Origin of the sequence: Thalassobius vesicularis (genome assembly GCF_004799325.1) — a bacterium.
GTDB lineage: Bacteria > Pseudomonadota > Alphaproteobacteria > Rhodobacterales > Rhodobacteraceae > Thalassobius > Thalassobius vesicularis.
In genome coordinates, this window is the sequence record NZ_SSMD01000007.1 from 155,474 (window position 1) to 177,098 (window position 21,625).

Below are 21,625 nucleotides of genomic sequence, written 5' to 3' on the forward strand. Positions count from 1 at the left end.
GACGCGGGCTGAAATCCCGCGCAGCATCGCGTCATGGACACGATATTGCAAACATCGCTGAGCTTTGCCCCCTGGGCCGACCCCCGAACCAACCGCTTGCCCGGCATCGTTCCGGTCACGATGGAGGAGTGGCTGGAGGTGGACAGCGCCTTTGCCGCGCAGATGGCCCTGCGGGAACATTTGATCGCCACCAAGCCGCAAGAGGTGATGGCGCTGCACGACAGTGCGCGCCCGGCTGCGGACGAGATGTACCGCGTGATCCTGGAGCGTCTGCCGGCGCTTGGCTATGAGGTCGGCGAGGGCTCGGTCACGCGGCCGGATGGGGTGACGGTGGCGCTGGATGCCTCGGACCCGCTGGCGACGCTGGGGCGGCTGGTGCAGTGCGACCTGTGCCTGATGCAGCCCGATCCGACCGGCCAGACCGAGGAAAGCGTGCTGACGGGGGGTGTGCTGTGCTTTCCGTCCGGCTGGCGGCTGCCGCAGAAATTCATGATGCCGATGCTGCGCATCCATCTGCCGATCGAGAAATACACCCCCGAACTGGCTATGCGCGTACAGCGCCTGCTGGACGGGGTGCAGGTGGGGCGGGGGCTGATGCGCGGCACGGCCTCGCGCTCGGACGCGCCGTTGGCCGATCCGCGATCCGAGGGCGAATATGTGCACGGCTCGCGCGGGTCGCGGTTCATCCGGGTGGAGCGGCAATGCCTGATCCGCCTGCCGGAAACGCGGGCGGTAGTGTTCTCGATCCACACGCAGATCGTGGAACCCTCGGCGCTGAGCCCGCATCAGGCGCAAACGCTTGAGGAATTCCCGATCCGCCTAGCGGATTGAGGCCGCGATTACGACCGGGCCAGGTTGCGCAGCACGTAATGCAGCACGCCTCCGTTTTCGAGGTATTCGACCTCGGGCGCGGTATCGATCCGGCATTTGAGCTGGATGGTTTTCGTGCGCCCGTCCGCATAGGTGATGTCGCAGGGCACGATCTGCAGCGGCTGGACATCGGCCAGACCTTGGATCGTGACGGTTTCATCGCCGGTCAGGCCCAGCGTCTTGCGGGTGTCGCCGCCCGTGAATTCGAACGGGATCACGCCCATGCCGACCAGGTTGGAGCGGTGGATGCGTTCGAACGATTCCGCGATCACTGCCTTGACGCCCAGCAGGTTCGTGCCCTTGGCCGCCCAGTCGCGTGACGAGCCCGCGCCGTATTCGATGCCGCCGAAGATCACCAGCGGCGTGCCCTGTGCCTGATAGGCCATCGAGGCGTCGAACACGGTGGTTTGCTGGCCGTCAGGGCCTTTGGTGAAGCCGCCCTCGACGCCGTCCAGCATCTCGTTCCGGATGCGGATATTGGCGAAGGTGCCGCGCATCATCACCTCGTGGTTGCCGCGGCGCGAGCCGTAGGAGTTGAACTCGCGCACCTCCACGCCGCGTTCGGTCAGGTATTTACCGGCGGGGGTCGAGGGTTTGAACGAGCCGGCGGGGCTGATGTGGTCCGTGGTGACCATGTCGCCCAGGATCAGCAGCACCTTGGCGCCGGTGATGTCCTGAATGGTGCCTTTTTCGGCCCCCATGCCCCGGAAATAGGGCGGGTTCTGAATGTAGGTCGAGGTGGGCGGCCAGTCGTAGGTTTCCCCGGCAGAGGTCTCGACCGCCTGCCATTTGGCATCACCTTTGAACACGTCGGCATATTTGGCCATGAACGCCTCGCGCGTGACAGTGGCGTGGACCAGCTCGGCGATCTCGGCATTGGTGGGCCAGATGTCGCGCAGGTAGACGTCTTTGCCGTCCGGATCCTGCCCCAGCGGTTCGGTCGTCAGGTCGATGTTCATTTCGCCCGCGATGGCATAGGCCACGACCAGCGGCGGCGAGGCGAGGTAGTTGGCGCGTACGTCGGGACTGATGCGCCCCTCGAAGTTGCGGTTGCCGGACAGGACGGCGGCGGCGACGAGATCGCCCTCGGCAATCGCCTTGGAGATTTCGGGCTGCAGCGGGCCCGAGTTGCCGATGCAGGTGGTGCAGCCATAGCCCACAAGGTTGAAGCCGAGCGCGTCCAGATCATCCTGCAGACCGGCGGCGTGCAGGTAGTCGGTGACGACCTGAGACCCGGGGGCGAGCGAGGTTTTCACCCAAGGTTTCTGCGTCAGGCCGCGTGCGCGGGCCTTTCGGGCGACCAGACCGGCCCCGACCATCACGTAGGGGTTCGAGGTGTTGGTGCACGACGTGATCGAGGCGATCACCACCTTGCCGGACGACAGGGTATAGTCCTGCCCCTCGACCGGGACGGATTTGTCCAGCGGGCGTTTGAAGGTCTCGGTCATTTCCCGCGTGAAACTGGCCTTGGCCTCGGTCAGCGGCAGGTAATCCTGCGGGCGTTTGGGGCCGGAAATGGCGGGGACGATGCTGCCCATGTCCAGCGTCAGCGTGGAGGAATAGATCGGCGCGTAATCCGGCCCGCGCCACAGTCCGTTTTCCTTGGCATAAGCCTCGACCAGCGCGATGCGCGCCTCATCCCGGCCGGTCTGACGCAGGTAGCGCAGGGTTTCGCCGTCGACCGGGAAGAACCCGCAAGTCGCGCCGTATTCGGGGGCCATGTTGGCGATGGTGGCGCGGTCGGGCAGGGGCAGGTGATCGAGGCCGTCGCCGTAGAATTCGACGAATTTGCCCACGACACCGTGTTTGCGCAGCATCTCGACCACTTTCAGCACCAGATCGGTGGCGGTGGTGCCCTCGACCATCTGACCGGTCAGTTTGAAGCCCACGACCTCGGGGATCAGCATCGAGATCGGCTGGCCCAGCATGGCGGCCTCGGCCTCGATCCCGCCAACGCCCCAGCCCAGAACGGCCAGACCGTTGACCATCGTGGTGTGGCTGTCGGTGCCGACCAGCGTGTCGGGGTAGGCGACGGTTTCGCCGGTCTGGTCCGTGTCGGTCCAGACGGTTTGGGCCAGATATTCCACGTTGACCTGATGGCAGATGCCGGTGCCCGGCGGCACCACGCGGAAGTTGTTGAACGCACCCTGACCCCATTTGAGGAACTGGTACCGCTCCATGTTGCGCTCGTACTCGCGGTCGACGTTCATCTGGAAGGCGCGGGGATTGCCGAACTCGTCGATCATGACCGAGTGGTCGATGACCAGATCGACCGGGGTCAGCGGGTTGATCTTTTGCGCGTCACCCCCCAGCGCCTTGATGCCGTCGCGCATCGCGGCCAGATCGACCACGGCGGGGACGCCGGTGAAATCCTGCATCAGCACGCGGGCGGGGCGATAGGCGATCTCGCGCGGGTTCTGGCCGCCGTTTCTGGCCCAGTCACCAAAGGCGCGGATGTCGTCGAGGGAGACGGAAAACCCGCCATCCTCGAAGCGCAGCAGGTTTTCCAGCACCACCTTCAGCGCGGCGGGCAGGCGGGTGAAATCGCCCAGTCCGGCGGCCTGCGCGGCGGGGATCGAGTAGTAGGCGACGCTCTGGCCGGCAGCGGTCAGGGTCTTGCGGGTCTTGGCGGTGTCTTGTCCGACGTGAACGGTCATTTCGGGACTCCTTTTCGAAGATGCAGCGTGCTGAGACACAGCTAGGGCGGCTAGCGGAAAATGTTAGGGCTATCGGCGTGTTTGCCGCTGGTCACGGGCGTTTTGACGGGTGGCGGGGGCGGTATCGCGTGGCTATAAAAGCCGGGCAGCAACGGTCGAAAATCTTGCAATGCCGCAGCGTCTGGTATACCGTTGCATACAGCTGTTCCGCCCCGAGTCGTCTGACCTGTCAGTGCTCGGGTTTGCGGGCGTTATTCAACTCTAACCTTCGGGATCGTCATGAGCTTGTACACCGACTACCTAAACGAGATTGAAACGCGCAAAGGCCAGGGCCTGCACCCCAAGCCGATTGACGATGGCGCGCTGGTCGCCGAACTGATCGCGCAGATCAAGGATGCCGGAAACGAGCACCGTGCGGACTCGCTGAACTTCTTCATCTACAACACGCTGCCCGGCACCACGAGTGCGGCAGGCGTGAAAGCGGCCTTCCTGAAGGACATCATCCTGGGGACCGAGACCGTTGCCGAAATCACCCCCGAATTTGCGTTCGAGCTGCTGTCGCACATGAAGGGCGGCCCCTCGGTCGACGTGCTGCTGGATCTGGCGCTGGGTGATGACGCGGCCGTTGCCGCCACCGCGGCTGGCGTGCTGAAGACCCAGGTCTTCCTGTACGAAGCCGACACCGACCGTCTGGCCGCTGCCTACAAGGCCGGCAACGCCGTCGCCAAGGACATCCTGGAGAGCTACGCCAAGGCCGAGTTCTTCACCGCGCTGCCCGAGATCGACGAAGAGATCAAGGTCATCACCTACATCGCCGCCGAAGGCGATATCTCGACCGACCTGCTGTCGCCCGGTAACCAGGCCCACAGCCGCGCCGACCGTGAACTGCACGGCAAGTGCATGATCACCCCCGAAGCGCAGGCCGAGATCCAGGCGCTGCAAGCCAAGCACCCCGAAGCGCGCGTCATGCTGATCGCCGAAAAGGGGACGATGGGCGTTGGCTCGTCGCGGATGTCGGGCGTGAACAACGTCGCATTGTGGACTGGCAAGCAAGCCAGCCCCTACGTGCCCTTCGTGAACATCGCGCCGATCGTGGCTGGCACCAACGGCATCTCGCCGATCTTCCTGACCACCGTGGGCGTGACCGGCGGGATCGGCATCGACCTGAAGAACTGGGTCAAGAAGCTGGACGCCGACGGCAAGCCGGTTCTGGACGCCAACGGCGATCCGGTGCTGGAGCAGGCCTACTCGGTCGAAACCGGCAAGGTGCTGACCATCAACACCAAAACCAAGAAGCTGTATGACGCCGATGGCACCGAGCTGGTGGACATCGCCTCGTCGCTGACCCCGCAGAAGGTGGAATTCATCAAGGCGGGCGGTTCCTACGCCGTGGTCTTTGGCAAGAAGCTGCAAACGTTCGCTGCTGAAACGCTGGGCCAAGAGCTGAAGTCGGCCTACGCGGCCTCGAAAGAGGTGTCGGTCGAAGGTCAGGGTCTGACCGCCGTCGAGAAGATCTTCAACGCCAACGCTCGCGGCGTGACCCCGGGCAAAGTGCTGCACGCCGGTTCGGACGTGCGCGTGCGCGTGAACGTTGTCGGCTCGCAGGACACCACTGGCCCGATGACCGCGCAGGAACTGGAAGCAATGGCCGCCACCGTGATTTCCCCGTCGGTCGACGTGGGCTATCAGTCGGGCTGCCACACCGCGTCGGTTTGGGACCAGAAGGCACAGGCCAACATCCCGCGTCTGATGGCGTTCATGAACAAGTTCGGCCTGATCACCGCGCGTGACCCCAAGGGCGAATATCACTCGATGACCGACGTGATCCACAAGGTGCTGAACGACATCACCGTGTCGGATTGGGACATCATCATCGGCGGCGACAGCCACACCCGTATGTCCAAGGGCGTTGCCTTTGGTGCGGACTCGGGCACCGTGGCACTGGCGCTGGCAACCGGCGAAGCCACCATGCCGATCCCGCAATCGGTCAAGGTGACGTTCAAAGGCGAGATGGCCGACTGGATGGACTTCCGCGACGTGGTGCACGCCACCCAGGCGCAGATGCTGAAGCAGCACGGCGACAACGTGTTCCAGGGCCGCATCATCGAGGTGCATATCGGCACGCTGCTGGCTGACCAGGCCTTTACCTTCACCGACTGGACCGCCGAGATGAAGGCCAAGGCGTCGATCTGTATCTCGAACGACGAGACGCTGATCGGCTCGCTGGAGCTGGCCAAGTCGCGCATCCAGATCATGATCGACAAGGGCATGGACAACGAGGCAGGCCTGCTGGCCGGTCTGATCGCCAAGGCCGATCAGCGCATCGCGGACATCAAGTCGGGCGCCAAGCCCGCCCTGACCCCGGATGCGGACGCAAAGTACTTTGCCGAAGTTGTCGTCGACCTGGACCAGATCGTCGAGCCGATGATCGCCGACCCGGACGTCAACAACATCGACGTGTCCAAGCGTTACACCCACGACACCATCCGCCCCGTGTCCTACTACGGCGGCGAGAAGAAGGTGGACCTGGGCTTTGTGGGCTCGTGCATGGTGCACAAAGGCGACATGAAGATCGTCGCGCAAATGCTGAAAAACCTTGAGAAAACCGCCGGCAAGGTGGAATTCAAGGCGCCGCTGGTTGTGGCCGCACCGACCTACAACATCATCGACGAACTGAAGGCCGAAGGCGACTGGGAGATCCTGGAGAAGTACTCGGGCTTCGAGTTTGACGACCTGAAACCCAAGGCCAAGGCCCGCACCGAGTACGAGAACATCCTGTACCTGGAGCGTCCGGGCTGCAACCTGTGCATGGGCAACCAGGAAAAGGCCGAGAAGGGCGACACCGTCCTGGCGACCTCGACCCGCCTGTTCCAGGGCCGCGTGGTGGAAGATTCGGCCGAGAAGAAGGGTGAATCGCTGCTGGCCTCGACCCCGGTCGTGGTGCTGTCGGCCATCCTGGGCCGCACCCCGAACCTGGACGAGTACAAGGCTGCTGTCGAAGGCATCGACCTGACCAAGTTCGCACCGCCGAAGGAAATCCCGGGCACCGCGCGCTCGGTCCATTTCTAAGACCGACGTCTTGCGACGAAAATGGGGGCGTCACGGGAAACCGTGGCGCCCTTTTTCTTGGGGCATCTGACGAAACCTTGATTGGTTATTTCAGTGCGATCGTCCTAAGACCTAAGGCAACGGAAATTGGGGATGACAGCAAAGATGCGTCAGGTTTTGGCATGGGTGTTGGTGGCGTGGACAGCGGCATACGCACCCGTCTGGGCAGATGACCATCCGGTCGTGGTTGAGCTTTACACTTCGCAGGGGTGTTCGTCGTGCCCGCCTGCTGACGAATTCCTAGCCACGCTTGCCGACCGCGACGATGTCATCGCCCTGGCGCTGCATGTAGATTACTGGGATTACATCGGCTGGAAGGACAGCTTTGCCCAGCCCGCCTTTACCGCCCGCCAGAAGGCATACGCGATTTCGGCGGGGCGTCGGTCTGTCTATACGCCGCAGATGATCGTGGACGGGATGGAGCATGTCGTGGGCAACCACCCCAAGGACGTGGGCGCCATGATCAACAAGCACGGCACGCAAGCGTCCCCGGTCGAGTTGAAGATCGAGCGCAAGGGCGACCGGCTGGAGATCGAAGCCGAAGCCGCCTATCCGTTGGGCGAGCCGGTGCTGGTGCAGGTGGTGCGCTACATGCCGTCGGCGCGGGTGATGATCAACAAGGGCGAGAACGCGGGCCGCACGGTGGATTATTCCAACATCGTCACGGAATGGCACGTGTTGGGCGAGTGGGACACGCGCACCACGCTGGAGGCTGAAGGCACCATCGAGGGCAACGAGCCGATCGTCGTGATCCTGCAGAAAAAGGGCCCCGGCGAGGTGCTGGCGGCGGCGCGTCTGCGTTAGAGCGACTTGCTCCAACGGCGGTGAATCCAGAACCATTGTTCGGGGTGGGCGGCGATGCGCGCCTCGAGCCGTCGGTTCATCTCGCGGGTCATTTCTTCGGGGGTGGAGGCGCTGATCGGGGTCTCGATTTCCACGTCGAAATGGATGCCGTCCGCGTGACGGGTGGCAAAGAACGGCACCAGCAACGCCTTGGTGCGCAACGCGATTTCAGCGGCCGAGGTGATGGTGGGCGCGTCCTTGCCCATGAACGGCAGGGAAATGCCGCCGCTGGCGTAGATGTCGAACAACAGCACCCCGAAGCCGCCCTTGGCGATGTGCCGGATCAGCCCGATGGTGCCCTTGTTGCCCTGCTCGAACACCGGGCCGGACAGGCGCTTCATGTTCTCGGCGTAATGGGCGTTGAAATAGGGGTTGGCCAGCGGGCGATAAAGGCCGCCGATCTGAAAACCGCGGTTGACCAGTGCGGCGCGCGGGATTTCGAAATTGGCGAAATGGGCGGTGACCATCATCACGGGGGTGCCGTTGCGGCGGGCCTCTTCGATGATCTCCAGTCCGGCGCCGGTGATCTGCTGGTCCTTGGTGCGTTCCAGCAGGGCTTGGGTGTCGTAATTCTCGATCATCGTGCGCCCGGCATTGTCGGCCACGGCGGTCGCGATGCGCAGGCGTTCACCCTCGGGCATGTCGGGGTAGATATAGGCCAGATTGGCCATCGCGCGCTTGCGGTAGCCCACCAGAGGGGCCAGCACGCGGCTGGTGAACCAGCCCATCATGTTGACGCGCGTTTCCCACGGCAGCGCCAGCGCCAGCCCGATCAGGCCGCGCAGGATGCGATCTGACAGCCAGTCCTGCCAGCCGCCGTGCTTTTTCGCCTTCTTCGCCAAATGTCAGCTTCCTCGGGTTTCGCGATGCCAGACATAAATGCCCGAAACCGCGATCACAAGGGCGCCGACGATTGTCCACAGGTCAGGGAATTCGCCGAACAGGGTGATGCCCCAGACCCCGGCGAAGATCAGGCCGGTATAGGCAAAGGGCGCCAGCATCGCGGCCTCGCCCATGCCAAGGGCGCGGATCAGCAGTAGTTGGGACAGTGTTCCGCACACGGCAAGGATCGCCATCAGGCCAATCGCCGTCCAACTGGGGGTGACCCAGAAGAACGGCACGATGCAGGTCAGGATGACCGCGCCGAACAACCCGGTGTAGAGGAGCGAGGTCCAGGGATCCTCGGCCCGGCCGACGAAGCGAGTGACGAGGCTGTAGGCGGAATAGGCCAGCGCGCCCCCCAGCGGGTAAAGCGCGTAGATTGAGAACACGCCCGATCCGGGGCGGATCACGATCAGCGCACCCACCAGCGAGGCGGCGATGCCCAGCAGGCGGCGGGGGCCCAGATGTTCGCCCAGAAACAGGGCCGCGCCCAGCGTGATCAGGACGGGGTTGATGTCCATGATCGCGGTCGCCTCGGCCAGGCCGATATGCGCGAGGCCCGAGAAAAAGCAGACCGTGCCGATCATCAGCAGCACCGAGCGTGCCAGTTGCAGCCACGGAAACTGCGTGCGCGCCACCTGTTTCAGGCGCGGAGAGACGATCAACAGCACCATCAGGCTTTGCCCCGCATAGCGCGACCAGACGGTGGGTAGCGTGCCGATATGGCGCGTCAGTTCTTTGGCCGTGGCATCCATCGCCGAGAAAAAGAAGATGGCCCCGATCATCAACAAGATGGCGCGGGACTTTGGCGAAAGGCTGTGCACGGCGGCATCCCCGGTTGGTCCAAGCTGTCCGGACGTTATGGGGCATAATAGTAAGTGTCCAGATGGTTCAGCCGTCTTCGTCCTCGGTGATCAGGGTGATCTCGCCCGACATCTCCAGCTGGCGGATGCCGGAGACGACGGCGGACATCGCCTCCTCTCCGGATTTGGGCTTGATGGTGCCGGCCTCGGCGATCTCCTCACGCAGCGCGTCGGCCATGCGGCCCGAGAGGTTGGACAGGATATGATCGACCGCTTCTTGCACACCAGAGGCGCTGGCATGGGCGAGGGCGGCGACCAGAACGGACTGGTCCACCGAGCGTGTGATCTTGGGCACGTCCAGCGGTGTGATGCGGGCGGGGATGTCGGCAAAGGTGAAGATCGCCTTGCGCACCTGCGCCGCGAAATCGGCGTCGTCGCCTTCGAGCGCGGCCAGCAGTTCATCGCGCGTGGCCGAGGGGGAGTAGTTCAGGATGGCGCCGACGCGCTTGTCCGGGCCGTCCTCGAACGCGCGTTCAGGGCGGGCGTCCAACTGGGCGGCCAGCGACAGGCCGATCCTGTCCACCGCATCAGGCGTCACCGCGCCGGTCAGTGACATGGCATAGGTGATGCGGCGGGCCTTGTCGCCGGGTAGCAGGGCCAGCACCTCGGCCGCGCGGGGCACGTCCAGCTTGGACATGACGACGGCGGCGACCTCGGTCGATTCTTCCTCGAAAATGGGGACGAGGGCGGCGCAATCCAACGCGCGGATACGATCCCACGGGTCCGCGTATTGGCGCACGCCCGCCTGTTTGCGCAGGCGCGCGGCGGTGCGAGGGTGGATGCGCCCGTCCAGCATCATCAGCGCGCCCGCCAGATCGTGGGGGAAGGTAACGCCGATCTCCTCTAGCTGGCCGGCGAATTCGGCGACGACGCTGGCCAAGGTTTCGCGGTCGATCAGGCGCATGTCGCCCAGTTGCAGGGTTAGTTCGGCCTGCAACGCCTCGGGCAGGGCGGAAAAATCCAGATCCGCCCCCTCGCTCAGCAGGAAGCGCACCATGATCGCGGCCTTCTGGCGGCGGCTGAGGCCGGACTTGCGCCGCTGCGGAGAGGGGACTGCGGGGGCAGGCACCTCTTTCTTGGCCGGTGTGATCCGTGCCAACTGTTTCGTTTCGCTCATCCTTGCCTCACGTCTGTGACCGGGGTCACAAAAGCAGGGAAGGGTAAAAAATGCCTTTAGCCCGTCGCGCTGATGCAGCTTTTCGACGATTTGTCCCAAACCTTGCCATCGGCGCAGGACATCGCCTGCTCGTGGCCCGAGGGGCATTGCGCCAGCGCTGGCATGGGCGCGGCCAGGATGAGGGCGGTCAGTACCAGGCGGATCATACGAAAACTCCCTGTCGTGGGTGACACGACAGGGAGCATAACATGTAAACCGATTCCCGAGAAATCAGGCTTCGCCGAACACCCGACGGAAGATCGTGTCGACGTGCTTGGTGTGGTAGTCCATGTCGAACTTGGCGTTGATCGCCTCCTCGCCCAACGCGGCCACAACCTCGGCATCGGCCAGAAGCAGTTCGCGGAAATCGACGCGGTCTTCCCAGACTTTCAGCGCGTTGCGCTGGACCATCGAATAGGCGTCTTCGCGCGACACGCCGGCTTGGGTCAGGGCCAGCAGCACGCGCTGCGACATCACCAGGCCGGGGAATTTGTTCATGTTGTCCAGCATGTTCTGCGGGAAGACCAGCATCTTGTCGATGACGCCGGTCAGACGGTTCAGCGCGAAATCCAGGGTGATCGTGGCGTCCGGGCCGATGCCGCGCTCGACCGAGGAGTGGCTGATGTCACGCTCGTGCCAGAGGGCGACGTTTTCCATCGCGGGGACCACGGTCATGCGGACCAGACGGGCCAGGCCGGTCAGGTTCTCGGTCAGCACCGGGTTCTTCTTGTGCGGCATCGCCGACGAGCCCTTTTGGCCCATCGAGAAGAATTCCGCGCCTTCCAGCACTTCGGTGCGCTGCATGTGGCGGATTTCGATGGCGACGTTCTCGATCGAGCTGGCAATCACGCCCAGCGTGGCAAAGAACATCGCATGACGGTCACGCGGGATGACCTGGGTGCTGATCGGCTCGGGCTTCAGGCCGAGTTTCTCGCAGACGTGCTCTTCGACGCGGGGGTCGATGTTGGCGAAGGTGCCGACCGCGCCCGAGATCGCGCCGGTGGCGATTTCCTCGCGCGCCAGTTTCAGGCGGGCCAGGTTGCGGTCCATTTCCGCGTAGAAGCGGGCAAAGGTCAGGCCCATGGTGGTGGGTTCGGCGTGGATGCCGTGGCTGCGGCCGACGCGCACTGTCATCTTGTGTTCCATCGCGCGCTTCTTCAGCGCGGCCAGCAGGGCCTCGACGTCCTTGATCAGGATGTCCGACGCGCGCACCAGCTGCACGTTCAGGCAGGTGTCCAGCACGTCCGACGAGGTCATGCCCTGGTGGACGAAACGCGCCTCTTCGGAACCGACATGCTCGGCCAGGTGGGTCAGGAAGGCGATGACGTCATGCTTGGTGACGGCTTCGATCTCGTCGATGCGGGCCACGTCGAAATCCACGTCCTTGGCTTTCCAGACGGCGTCGGCGTTTTCGCGCGGGATCACGCCCAGATCTGCCTGAGCGTCGCAGGCATGGGCCTCGATCTCGTACCAGATTTTGAACTTGGTTTCGGGCGACCAGATGGAGACCATCTCGGGGCGGGCATAACGCGGGATCATCGGCTTTCCTCGGGAACTTGGGTTTCACGCGGTCTTTAACGCCGCACGCCCCGCGCGGCAAGGGCGGGGCGGCGATATGCCCGTGTTTGGGCCTCTCTGGGTGGCCTTGTTAGTCGGCCAGCAGGGTTGTGACCTTGCTGCCGCGGGTCAGGGTGCCGTGCACGGGGCATTTGTCGGCGATCTGGCGCAGCTTCTCGCGCTGGTCGGGGGTCAGGTCGCCCTCCAGGTGGATCAGCCGGGTGAAGTGGTCCAGCGTGTCCGAGGTCCCCGCGTCCTGCGCGTGAACCTTGCCCTGTGTGACGTCCACGCGGATGCGAGTCAGGGGCCAACCCTTGCGCCGGGCATACATGCGCACGGTCATCGAGGTGCAAGCCCCCAGACCGGCCGCCAGAAAGCCGTAGGGCGTCATCCCGCGATTGGTGCCGCCATAGGCCAGCGGTTCGTCCGCGACGGCGTGGTGATGCGGGCCGTTCTGGATGTCCTGCAGAAAGCCGTTGGGGTCCGCCTCGGTCACGCGCACGACGCCTTCGGGGGCACCGGGGGGCGGGGCGGGGTGTTTCAGACCCAGATAGCGCCCGGCCCAGGCGGCGATCACTTGTGCGGCGTAATCGGCATCCTCCGCGCGCGAGATCAGGTGGTCGGCATCATCCAGCGTGACAAAGCTTTTGGGGTGCTTGGCAGCGACAAAGATGCCGGTGGCGTTGTCGATCCCGACAACCTCGTCCCTTGGGGCGTGCATCACCAGCAGGGCGGCGTGCAGATGGGCGATCGCGTCGGTCAGCTTGGCTTGGCTGACATCCGCTAGAAAACTGTCGGTGATCGGAAAGCTGCCATGCCCCAGTTTGACCTGCGCGCAGCCTTCGGATTCGATGGTGTGGATATCCGCCTCGAACGCTTTCAGAACATGCGCCGGGTCGAAAGGCGCGTTCAGGGTGGCGACGGCCTTGATCCCTTCGATCTGCTGGGCGGCGCGCAGGACGGCGGCCCCGCCCAGCGAATGGCCGATCAGCAGCTTGGGCGCCATGCTACGGGTGCGCAGATGCGCTGCCGCGGCAAGAATGTCGTTGACGTTCGAAGTGAACGAGGTGTTCGCAAACTCACCTGCCGAATGCCCCAACCCTGTGAAATCAAAACGCAAAACGGCGATGCCCAACCCGGCCAGCCGTTGGCTGATCCGGCGCGCGGCGGCGATGTCCTTGGTGCAGGTAAAGCAATGGGCCAGGATCGCCGTCGCCTGATGCGGGCCATCCGGCATATCCAGACGCGCGGCCAGTTGGGTGCCGTCATGGCCGGCAAATGTGAACCTTTCGGAAGGCATGGGATACTCCGCTGCGGTCTGTTGAGCACAGAGTAGGAGCGCGCGCAGGCGTACACCACCCGATCCGTCCGCGCGTCACGCGAATTTGAGCCGCCGCGCGCAGCAAAACGGCCACCGCGTAAGGAACGCGATGGCCGTTTGCCTGTGTGTGCAGGTGCTTAGCCGACGATCTGCGTGACGATGTGGAGCACATCCGCCGTCGCGCCATTGGCGTTCAGCGCGGCGAACAGGCCCGACAGGGACAGCATCTGCGCCGACAGGCGGAAATCCTCGCCGCGGAACAGGTTGTAGATCATCAGGAAGGCGGCCAGCGGCATCGAGAACACGCCGACGGTGATCGACACGAACCAGGTCGCCATGCGGGCCACGCTGTTGCGCGGCGAGGCGATGCCTTGCGCCTCGATCTGGTCGTTCTCATCGCGGAAACTGGTGCGCAGGTCCGACAGCTCGTGCAGGTCGGACTGCTCGATTGCGCGGCGGTTGCGGGTGTCATACTCGGATTCCAGCCGGCGCGAGGTCATGTCCACGTCGGGGAAACGCGCCGCGCCGCGGGTGGTGGCCGGACGTTCCGAGGGCGTCACGGTCGGATGCACCGGGCGCACCGGCGCGGCCGTGGCAGTTGCCATCGCGGTGGCCAGTTGCGGCTTGGGCATGGCCAGAACGGGGCGGGCGGGGCGAACGGCCTCGACATGCTCAGGGCGCTTGACGCGGCGGGGCATGACGCGGGCCACGGCCTTTACGAAATCATGCGTGTCCAGCAGTGTGTCTTCGTTAAGCCATTGAATGTAATCGGGTTCCAGCCAGACAGCCATCTGGCAGGTCAGGCTGGCCAGGGTCGCCTGCGTGGCGCGCTTGGCCGGTGCAAGGCCGTCTTCCTGGGGCTGGGTCAGCGTCACCTCGATGATCAGCCCGGCCTTTTCCATGATTTCCTGCGCGCTGGCGGTGTCGCCAAGGTCGTCGGCCTTGCCGCGCTTGCCGCCGTTTTCAGGAACGGAAAGTTCAAGCTTCAGGATGTCCGAGGATACCTGCACATGCGTGTCAGACAGAACCTGCACACCGCAGATGCGGTGGCCGTTGGCCTCCAGCACGCGCTGAAGGCTGGTGCTGAGTTCCAGCGTGTCGCAGTTGCGCGAAGCCAGGAATACCAGCCCTGAAGAATACCTATGTTCGTCCTTGCTCATCACAGAACTCCAGTCCGCCGTCTTTTTTCTCCTGCTCAATCTGGAGGGGAAAAAGGGTAAGAATATGACGGAAATTCGAAGACTCCGGGGTAATCCTGCGGCCTGGTCCATACTGTCCCCAGTGGGTGAACAGTGGCGCAAAATTTTACGCAAGTGGTGCCCGCGTACCCTGCAGTTTTTGTTTTTTCGAAAGGAATCTGTGGCTGGATGATTCGGTTTGGGTTTGGCCCAGTACCGCTCTGGTTGCATGGCTTCCAACAGAAAAGGGCGCCCGAGGGCGCCCTTTCCAAACCTTGTCCGAACCGGATCAGCAGCTGTAGTACAGCTGGTATTCGATCGGGTGCGGGGTGTGCTCGTAGGCGTAGACTTCTTCCATTTTCAGGTCGATGTAGCCTTCGAGCTGGTCTTTGGTGAACACGTCGCCGGCCAGCAGGAAGTCCATGTCGGCCTTCAGCTCGTCCAGGGCTTCGCGCAGCGAGCCGCAGACGGTCGGAATGCCGGCCAGTTCCTCGGCGGGCAGGTCGTACAGGTTCTTGTCCGAGGCTTCGCCGGGGTGGATCTTGTTCTTGATGCCGTCCAGGCCAGCCATCAGCAGTGCTGCGAAGGCCAGGTAGGGGTTCGCCGAAGGATCGGGGAAACGAGCTTCGACGCGCTTGGCTTTCGGCGATTCGGTCCACGGAATACGGACGCAACCCGAGCGGTTGCGTGCCGAGTAGGCGCGCAGAACGGGGGCTTCGAAACCGGGGATCAGACGCTTGTACGAGTTGGTCGACGGGTTGGTCAGCGCGTTCAGGGCCTTGGCGTGCTTCAGGATACCACCGATGAAGTACAGCGCCTCGTCCGACAGGTCGGCGTATTTGTCGCCTGCGAACAGGGGCTTGCCGTCTTTCCAGATCGACATGTTCACGTGCATACCCGAGCCGTTGTCGCCCTTCATGGGCTTCGGCATGAAGGTCACGGTCTTGCCGTAGGCGTGCGCCACGTTGTGGATGACGTACTTGTACTTCTGGATGTTGTCGGCTTGCTCGACCAGACCACCGAAGATCATGCCGAGTTCGTGCTGACAGGTCGCCACTTCGTGGTGGTGCTTGTCGACCTTGATGCCCATGCGCTTCATGGTCGAGAGCATCTCGCCGCGGATGTCCTGCGCTTCGTCAACGGGGTTGACCGGGAAGTAGCCGCCCTTGTGTTCAGCGCGGTGAGCCAGGTTGCCGTGCTCGATTTCGGTATCGGTGTTCCAGGCTGCTGCTTCGGCGTCGATCGAGAACGACACTTTCGAGGGCTTCACCGAGTAACGCACGTCGTCGAACAGGAAGAATTCAGCTTCGGGGCCGAAGTAGGCCACATCGCCGATACCCGAGGATTTCAGGTAGGCTTCTGCCTTGGCCGCAGTGCCGCGCGGGTCGCGGGAATATGCTTCGCCGGTGTCGGGTTCGACGACCGAGCAGTGAATGCACAGGGTCTTTTCGGCATAGAAGGGGTCGATGTAGGCCGACTCGGTGTCGGGCATCAGTTTCATGTCCGATGCTTCGATCGACTTCCAGCCTGCGATCGACGAACCGTCGAACATGAAGCCTTCTTCCAGGAAATCTTCGTCAACCAGGTCCGAAACAACGGTCACGTGCTGCAGCTTGCCGCGCGGATCGGTGAAGCGGATATCGACGTATTCGATGTCCTCGTCCTTGATGAGTTTAAGAACTGCGTCCTTGCTCATTCCCTTAATCCCTTTCGTTTATTTGGGGTTATTACAGCGCGTCCGAGCCGGATTCACCGGTGCGGATGCGAATGGCTTGTTCGACGGGGCTAACGAAAATCTTGCCGTCGCCGATCTTGTCGGTCTTGGCGGCGTCAATGATCGCTTCGATCGCGCCGTCCACCAGGTCGTCGTCCAGAACGACCTCGATCTTAACCTTGGGCAGGAAGTCCACGACATACTCTGCGCCGCGATACAATTCAGTGTGCCCTTTTTGACGACCGAAGCCCTTCACTTCGATCACGCTGAGGCCCTGGATGCCGGCTTCTTGCAGCGCTTCTTTCACTTCATCAAGCTTGAAGGGCTTGATGATCGCTTCGATTTTTTTCATCGCCTTGGATCTCCTCACCAGACTTGTCGCAAGCGACAGAACACTTTCATACAGCGGCCACAATTGACTATGGTCAAGGTGCTGCAAGGGGTCATGGGAAAGCCCATAGAATGACTATTCTTTGAGCGCAATGCACAAAAAATAATCGAAATTGAATCGCTGGGTCCGCAAGTATGACTGAAATTCTGACAGCTGCACAAATGCGCAGCATCGAGCAAGCTGCCATCGAGTCGGGCGAGGTGACCGGGCTGGAGCTGATGGAGCGCGCCGGGCGTGGCGTGGTCGAGGCTGTTTTCGAGGAATGGCCGTCCTATCGGCTGTCTCCGCGCCGGGCAATCGTATTGTGTGGGCCGGGCAACAATGGGGGGGACGGCTATGTCGTCGCGCGCCTGTTGCGGGATCTGCATTGGGATGTGACGGTCTTTTCCCTTGGCGATCCTGAAAAGCTGCCACCGGACGCGAAGACCAACTATCGGCGCTGGCTGGCGCTGGGGGACGTGCAGCCGCTGTCCGAGCGAGCGTTTCGGGCGGCAGGGGCCGGGTATGCGGACCTTTATGTGGATGCGCTGTTCGGCACCGGGATGAGCCGGCCCGTCAGCGGAGAAGCGTGGAGCGTGCTGACCCATTTGGCGGGCCGCAACGGGGATGATTACGCGCCTTATATAGTGGCGATCGACGCGCCGTCGGGTCTGTGTCTGGACAGCGGTCGGCTGCTGGGAACAGCGAACGGCAGCTATGCGCACGGACATAACCGCTTCGCCGCGCTGACCGTGACCTTCGACAGCCCGAAGCAGGGGCAATTCTTGGCCGACGGGCCGGGATTGTGTGGGAAACTGGCGGTCAAGGATATCGGGCTTCGGAAATGGCGCGAAACGGGGGCGGGACGGGCGATGAGGCTGCCGCAAACCGTGCTGGTCACGGATCGGTCCGTGGTGCCGGATCGTCGGCACGCATTGTCGCCCCTGCGTGTGCCGGTCAAGTCCGAGCGTAACATCCATGCAGGGCATACCCATAAATTCTCGTTCGGACATGGCGTGATCGTGTCCGGAGGGGCAGGGCGCACGGGGGCTGCGCGTTTGGCCGCCCGCTCGGCGCTGCGAGTCGGTGCGGGGTTGGTCAGCCTGGCCGTCCCGCCGGACGCCGCCGCCGAGGTCGCCGCCCAAATCACGGCCCCGATGATGCGGGCGGTGCCCGACGCCGGTGCGATGGCGGAAATGCTGACCGATGCGCGGCTGAACGCGATTTGCATCGGACCGGGCCTCGGCCTTGGGCCCAACCATGCCGCGTTGGTGGAAACCGTGCTGAAAACCGGAAGGCCAACCGTTCTGGATGCGGATGCGCTCAGCTTGGTCGCACGCGATGATCAGCTGCGGAATTTGCTGCACCAAAATTGCGTTCTGACCCCGCATAATGGTGAATTCAAACGACTTTTTCCCGAAATAGAGGCGCGGTTGAGTACCCCGTCGGCCCAGTCCTTTTCCAAGGTCGATGCAGTGCGCGCCGCAGCGGCCGAGGCCGGCTGCACGGTGCTGCTGAAGGGCCGGGATACGGTCATCGCGACGCCGCAAGGGCAGTGCGCCATTCATGCCGCAGTCTATGAGCGCGCCGCGCCGTGGCTGGCCACCGCAGGGTCCGGAGACGTGCTGGCCGGGTTGATCGCGGGGCTTCTGGCACAGGGATATGCGGCGTTCGAAGCCGCCGCGACCGGCGCCTGGCTGCATGTGGAATGCGCGCGGCAGTTCGGGCCGGGCCTGATTGCCGAGGACCTGCCAGAGCAACTGCCAGGGGTGCTCCGCCGGGTCATTTCGGGCGAAGCCGGACGGGTCTGAGCGGCGGATTTTTTCCCTCGCATCCGGTTCGGCGGTTTGCTATTGAACGCCGGACCTGCCTTTGGGCGGGGCTTGGGTTGCGGGTGTGGCGAAATTGGTAGACGCACCAGATTTAGGTTCTGGCGCCTTTGGCGTGGGGGTTCGAGTCCCTTCACCCGCACCACATTGATTTTAAAAGATTATTTTCGAAATTTATTAAGGTCACCATTTTGTAAAAAATGCGAGTTTTACACCCGGTTTTACAATGTTATAAAGTATCATCATTCTGGGTAGGTACGAATTATTGTGCGTCAACCACTCTGGAAGACCATCGTTTTCTAGGCGGTGCAAGCCTGATTTCGGGAAATCGGTGATCTTGCAAAAGCAGTTCAAAACATGAAATCGACACTGTTTTTTTGGGGGAGACGGCATCTGAAATGCGCCTTGAGGTTGTGTTCGTTCTGCATGCGATCATTGAGGGGGGCTATACCCTGTGTTGGCTATAGGAAGATTGCTTCCGGCCCTTAGTAGTTACCTCGTCGCGCCTAGAGTTGCTGCGACGCGACTCCCCAAAGCGGACGTCCCAGAATGTGGACAATGCCAGCAATCAGAAGGCATGATTAACTAGTCTTTGAGCCTCCGGATCTCCGTTTTTCCGTTGTGTCGGTTGCCAAGTGCAGCGAGGCTAGGAGAGTACACGCACCGGCATCTCGCTTCTAAGGTCTTGGGTATGACACTGTCGGGTATTCGATCCGCCAGAGATACGCCCACCTAAAATTTGAGTAAAATCAATGATCCTTTATAAGACGATCGCTCTTAAGTTTGGCCACCACATCGAAAACGAAATACCTGTGGATATGCACGGCCTTGATGGGCAGCGGGTCTCGTCCGAGGAAATCCGTCAGCATTGGCAACAAGTTCTTAGCGACCTTTCCTCGGCGAGGATCTATTTGCTCGATCACAACGCTACCAATTATCTCGACTCGTTGAGGATGGATGTCCAAGGCATGCCATGGGAGGATCGACCTGAGTCCAATATTCGAGACTATGTGCGCGATATCGAACTTCCGCGTGACCTCATTTGGATAGAGTATGACGACCGCAAACTGTGGGAAGACCGTTGTGCTCGAGGAGTAACGACCCTGGAGAAAGAAGGACTGAGCAACCGGCATCAGCGAGGGTTCCTCTTTGATAATCGTTCTCCCGACAAACTGAGCGTGCGCCTCTTCTCAGCAATTACGGACACCATCTTCTTTGATGCGCCCTTCGTTCTGGAGATACCGAAATCAAGAGATGGTCGGCCCGACTTTAATGGCACCCTTTGGAAACCTCAGCGGACAGTACTAGCGGGATTAATGAGGGCAGGACTGTTGCCCGATGAAGCTTCGTTGAGGGAATACTTCGAGGAACACAAAGGTCACCTCACATACGAGATGGTAGTCGGGTTTATGCTCTTCGCTGCTCTAGCTGCGCGTGAGGACGACTTGATATCGCAAGAAGTTGCAAGCCTATCAACATCACAGGCCAAGACAGCGCGGAAGTTTGGCAAGGCTTGGATGACTGAAGTTCTCAAATCTCATGTTACTATTAGAATTGGACCGGCAGGCGAGCGACACTTGACTGAGCGAAAGGCTAGGCTTCGCTTTGAGCAAGCACGGGCCGCAAGCCGAGCTGCGCCAACTGAGCATTGGGTGGCCGAACATGAAAGACGGTACGCCGACGGAAAAGTGGTACGGGTTCGGGCGCACAAGCGAGGACAACCAGCAAGTAGGGATTTACCCACGCGCGTCGTGGGTCCGAGAATGGAGGGATGATTTTCTGACAATCGTTATTAAGGGACAACAACGCTGCTGAGTCTACGGTGCCGGCCCATAGCGGACGGTCGTGTTGTGTGCCGCGAACGGCAGTTAGGAGCCCAGAATACAGAATGCTGCGCGTCGCACGAACGACCGCTTTCGGAAAGTGGGTCGCGAGCTATCCTCGTTTGCCAGCGGAAAAGGTACTCTTCGTCAGAGCTTCGTGCATACTCTTCCGCTCCGGGATCGCCACCCCGAAGTGTTGGGCCAGCCAAGCTCCGTCTACGGCAAACCGAGCAATGCTTAGTTCGACGTTGCCTTGATCTTCACCGTATTCAGAGAGTTGGTCATTCAGCCACTCTGTCCATTTCATCCGAAGAGCCGGATCATCCAGCATGAGGAGCGAAAGAGCGATCCATGTCTGATCCATGGCCGGTTCTTCACCACCAAAGGCCAGATCAATATAGGCACGGGTGAACGCTCCATGCGCAACACGATCCTTCGAGGCCCGAGCCCCAATCTCAGAAGCCAGTTGGTCTAAGACTTCCTCGAAGATCGCATCAATCAAGGCCTGCTTGCTCGGGAAGTGATGAAGGAAGCCGCCTTTAGTGACACCGGCAGCAGACGCAACGGCTTGAACTGTTATTGCCGAGATGCCGCTTTCAATGGCGAGCTTTTTGGCTTCATCCATGAGGCGGCGTCTAACGGCTTGTGGGTCTTTGACGCGTTTATGTGCTTCTGGCATCTCAATGTGAGACGCTACCAGACAGCAAGTTCATGACAAGCACACCGCCGACGATCATAGCAATTCCCGTTACCGCCCAGAAATCCAGAGCCATCTTAAACACGACGACACTGACCACCGCCGTCAGGACGATGCCGAGACCAGCCCAAACGGCGTAGGCCACACCAAGAGGCACCATCTTCAACGCAAGAGAAAGACAGTAAAGGGACAGGATAAAGCAGACCAGCATCCCGAGAGATGGCCACAGCTTCGTAAACTGTTGGGACAATTTCAGCAGGGTCGAACCGCTGACCTCTAGGATAATGGCGGCTCCCAGAGCCGTGTAGGCAGCAAGCATGGCGTTCATTTCAACATCTCCGTCGATTTTCGATAAACATACCATACGAATGGTTTCTTTCAAGGCCACTCTTCTACGTTATTTGTGGTTTTTAGTCATCAGAGCGGTCATTGTTCTCGAAAGGGAAAGGTCTGCTTTGTCCGCAGTGCAGACCTCGGGACAAGCCGCAGCGAACCTCCGCTTGCCGCCCCCCTTGGTCGTAACTCGATCTCCCGCCACCTGGCCAACTTTGCTGCATAGCCGAGATCAACGAGGATTCACGGCGCTCTCACAGCTTATGCTTGCACTCTCTTTGGGTCTTGAAAGCAGATTGGACCTGTCCCGTTTTTGTGCCGCCCCAAGTGCTCGTTTAGGCCACTTTCCGTTCGAAGGCCACGGGGCTTTTCCAGCCGAGGGCTGAGTGCCGTCGGCGCGGATTGTAGAAGCCGTTTATGTAGT

The 21,625-nt window shown here is 61.8% G+C and carries 17 protein-coding genes and 1 tRNA gene; 6 read left to right on the top strand and 12 right to left on the bottom strand.

From position 1 onward, the window contains the following. Nucleotides 1-33 precede the first annotated feature (33 nt). Nucleotides 34-831 carry a heme-dependent oxidative N-demethylase family protein gene (locus E7681_RS14765; RefSeq protein ID WP_136340082.1) on the top strand — a complete coding sequence of 266 codons (798 nt, stop codon included), beginning with the start codon at nt 34-36 and terminating at the stop codon, nt 829-831. 8 nt (nt 832-839) lie between these two features. Here the strand turns inward: E7681_RS14765 and acnA are convergent, their stop codons facing one another. Continuing rightward, entirely contained in the window at nt 840-3,527 is a 2,688-nt protein-coding gene (gene acnA / locus E7681_RS14770) for an aconitate hydratase AcnA (RefSeq protein ID WP_136340083.1), read from the bottom strand. 279 nt (nt 3,528-3,806) lie between these two features. On the opposite strand from acnA, the gene E7681_RS14775 reads away from it, so the two are divergent. Together E7681_RS14775 and E7681_RS14780 are read left to right on the top strand one after the other, a co-directional pair. Next, on the top strand, nt 3,807-6,596 hold the full coding sequence (locus E7681_RS14775) for a bifunctional aconitate hydratase 2/2-methylisocitrate dehydratase (protein ID WP_136340084.1): 2,790 nt from the start codon (nt 3,807-3,809) through the stop codon (nt 6,594-6,596). Nucleotides 6,597-6,728: 132 nt separating this feature from the next. After that, nucleotides 6,729-7,439 carry a DUF1223 domain-containing protein gene (locus E7681_RS14780; protein ID WP_246032499.1) on the top strand — a complete coding sequence of 237 codons (711 nt, stop codon included), beginning with the start codon at nt 6,729-6,731 and terminating at the stop codon, nt 7,437-7,439. On the opposite strand, the gene E7681_RS14785 is transcribed toward E7681_RS14780, so the two are convergent. The 9 genes from E7681_RS14785 to E7681_RS14820 form a co-directional block, all read right to left on the bottom strand. Further along, nucleotides 7,436-8,320 carry a lysophospholipid acyltransferase family protein gene (locus E7681_RS14785; RefSeq protein WP_136340085.1) on the bottom strand — a complete coding sequence of 295 codons (885 nt, stop codon included), beginning with the start codon at nt 8,318-8,320 and terminating at the stop codon, nt 7,436-7,438. The genes E7681_RS14780 and E7681_RS14785 overlap by 4 nt on opposite strands. Before the next feature lie 3 nt (nt 8,321-8,323). Continuing rightward, complete coding sequence (locus E7681_RS14790; RefSeq protein WP_425471393.1) at nt 8,324-9,184, bottom strand: DMT family transporter; 861 nt, start codon at nt 9,182-9,184, stop codon at nt 8,324-8,326. Between the two features lie 67 nt (nt 9,185-9,251). Further along, nucleotides 9,252-10,340, bottom strand: a complete 1,089-nt coding sequence (locus E7681_RS14795; RefSeq protein WP_136340087.1) for a flagellar motor switch protein FliG — start codon at nt 10,338-10,340, stop codon at nt 9,252-9,254. A 56-nt stretch (nt 10,341-10,396) separates the two neighbouring features. Beyond that, entirely contained in the window at nt 10,397-10,546 is a 150-nt protein-coding gene (locus tag E7681_RS18880; protein ID WP_168733219.1) for a carbohydrate-binding module family 14 protein, read from the bottom strand. Between the two features lie 64 nt (nt 10,547-10,610). Beyond that, nucleotides 10,611-11,918, bottom strand: a complete 1,308-nt coding sequence (gene purB, locus E7681_RS14800) for an adenylosuccinate lyase (protein WP_136340088.1) — start codon at nt 11,916-11,918, stop codon at nt 10,611-10,613. Between the two features lie 109 nt (nt 11,919-12,027). Continuing rightward, nucleotides 12,028-13,236: a bifunctional alpha/beta hydrolase/OsmC family protein gene (locus E7681_RS14805; RefSeq protein ID WP_136340089.1), complete on the bottom strand. Its 1,209-nt coding sequence runs from the start codon at nt 13,234-13,236 to the stop codon at nt 12,028-12,030. 158 nt (nt 13,237-13,394) lie between these two features. Further along, complete coding sequence (locus E7681_RS14810) at nt 13,395-14,417, bottom strand: hypothetical protein (protein WP_136340090.1); 1,023 nt, start codon at nt 14,415-14,417, stop codon at nt 13,395-13,397. Nucleotides 14,418-14,724: 307 nt separating this feature from the next. Next, entirely contained in the window at nt 14,725-16,131 is a 1,407-nt protein-coding gene (gene glnA, locus E7681_RS14815; protein ID WP_136340091.1) for a type I glutamate--ammonia ligase, read from the bottom strand. A 31-nt stretch (nt 16,132-16,162) separates the two neighbouring features. Further along, nucleotides 16,163-16,501: a P-II family nitrogen regulator gene (locus E7681_RS14820; RefSeq protein ID WP_136340092.1), complete on the bottom strand. Its 339-nt coding sequence runs from the start codon at nt 16,499-16,501 to the stop codon at nt 16,163-16,165. Between the two features lie 173 nt (nt 16,502-16,674). Here E7681_RS14820 and E7681_RS14825 point away from each other — a divergent pair, with 173 nt between their 5' ends. From E7681_RS14825 to E7681_RS14835, 3 genes are all read left to right on the top strand, one after another. Next, nucleotides 16,675-18,330 carry an NAD(P)H-hydrate dehydratase gene (locus tag E7681_RS14825; protein WP_136340093.1) on the top strand — a complete coding sequence of 552 codons (1,656 nt, stop codon included), beginning with the start codon at nt 16,675-16,677 and terminating at the stop codon, nt 18,328-18,330. A 79-nt stretch (nt 18,331-18,409) separates the two neighbouring features. Next, a tRNA-Leu gene (locus tag E7681_RS14830) sits at nt 18,410-18,493 on the top strand. 607 nt (nt 18,494-19,100) lie between these two features. After that, the gene (locus tag E7681_RS14835; RefSeq protein WP_136340094.1) at nt 19,101-20,123 is read left to right on the top strand and encodes a hypothetical protein; all 1,023 of its coding nucleotides are present in this window, start codon (nt 19,101-19,103) and stop codon (nt 20,121-20,123) included. Between the two features lie 160 nt (nt 20,124-20,283). On the opposite strand, the gene E7681_RS14840 is transcribed toward E7681_RS14835, so the two are convergent. Both E7681_RS14840 and E7681_RS14845 read right to left on the bottom strand, forming a co-directional pair. Beyond that, on the bottom strand, nt 20,284-20,796 hold the full coding sequence (locus E7681_RS14840; protein ID WP_158524522.1) for a TetR/AcrR family transcriptional regulator: 513 nt from the start codon (nt 20,794-20,796) through the stop codon (nt 20,284-20,286). A gap of 55 nt (nt 20,797-20,851) precedes the next feature. Continuing rightward, nucleotides 20,852-21,250, bottom strand: coding sequence for a DMT family transporter (locus tag E7681_RS14845; protein WP_281302332.1), 399 nt, complete (start codon nt 21,248-21,250; stop codon nt 20,852-20,854). Between the last annotated feature and the right edge of the window lie 375 nt (nt 21,251-21,625).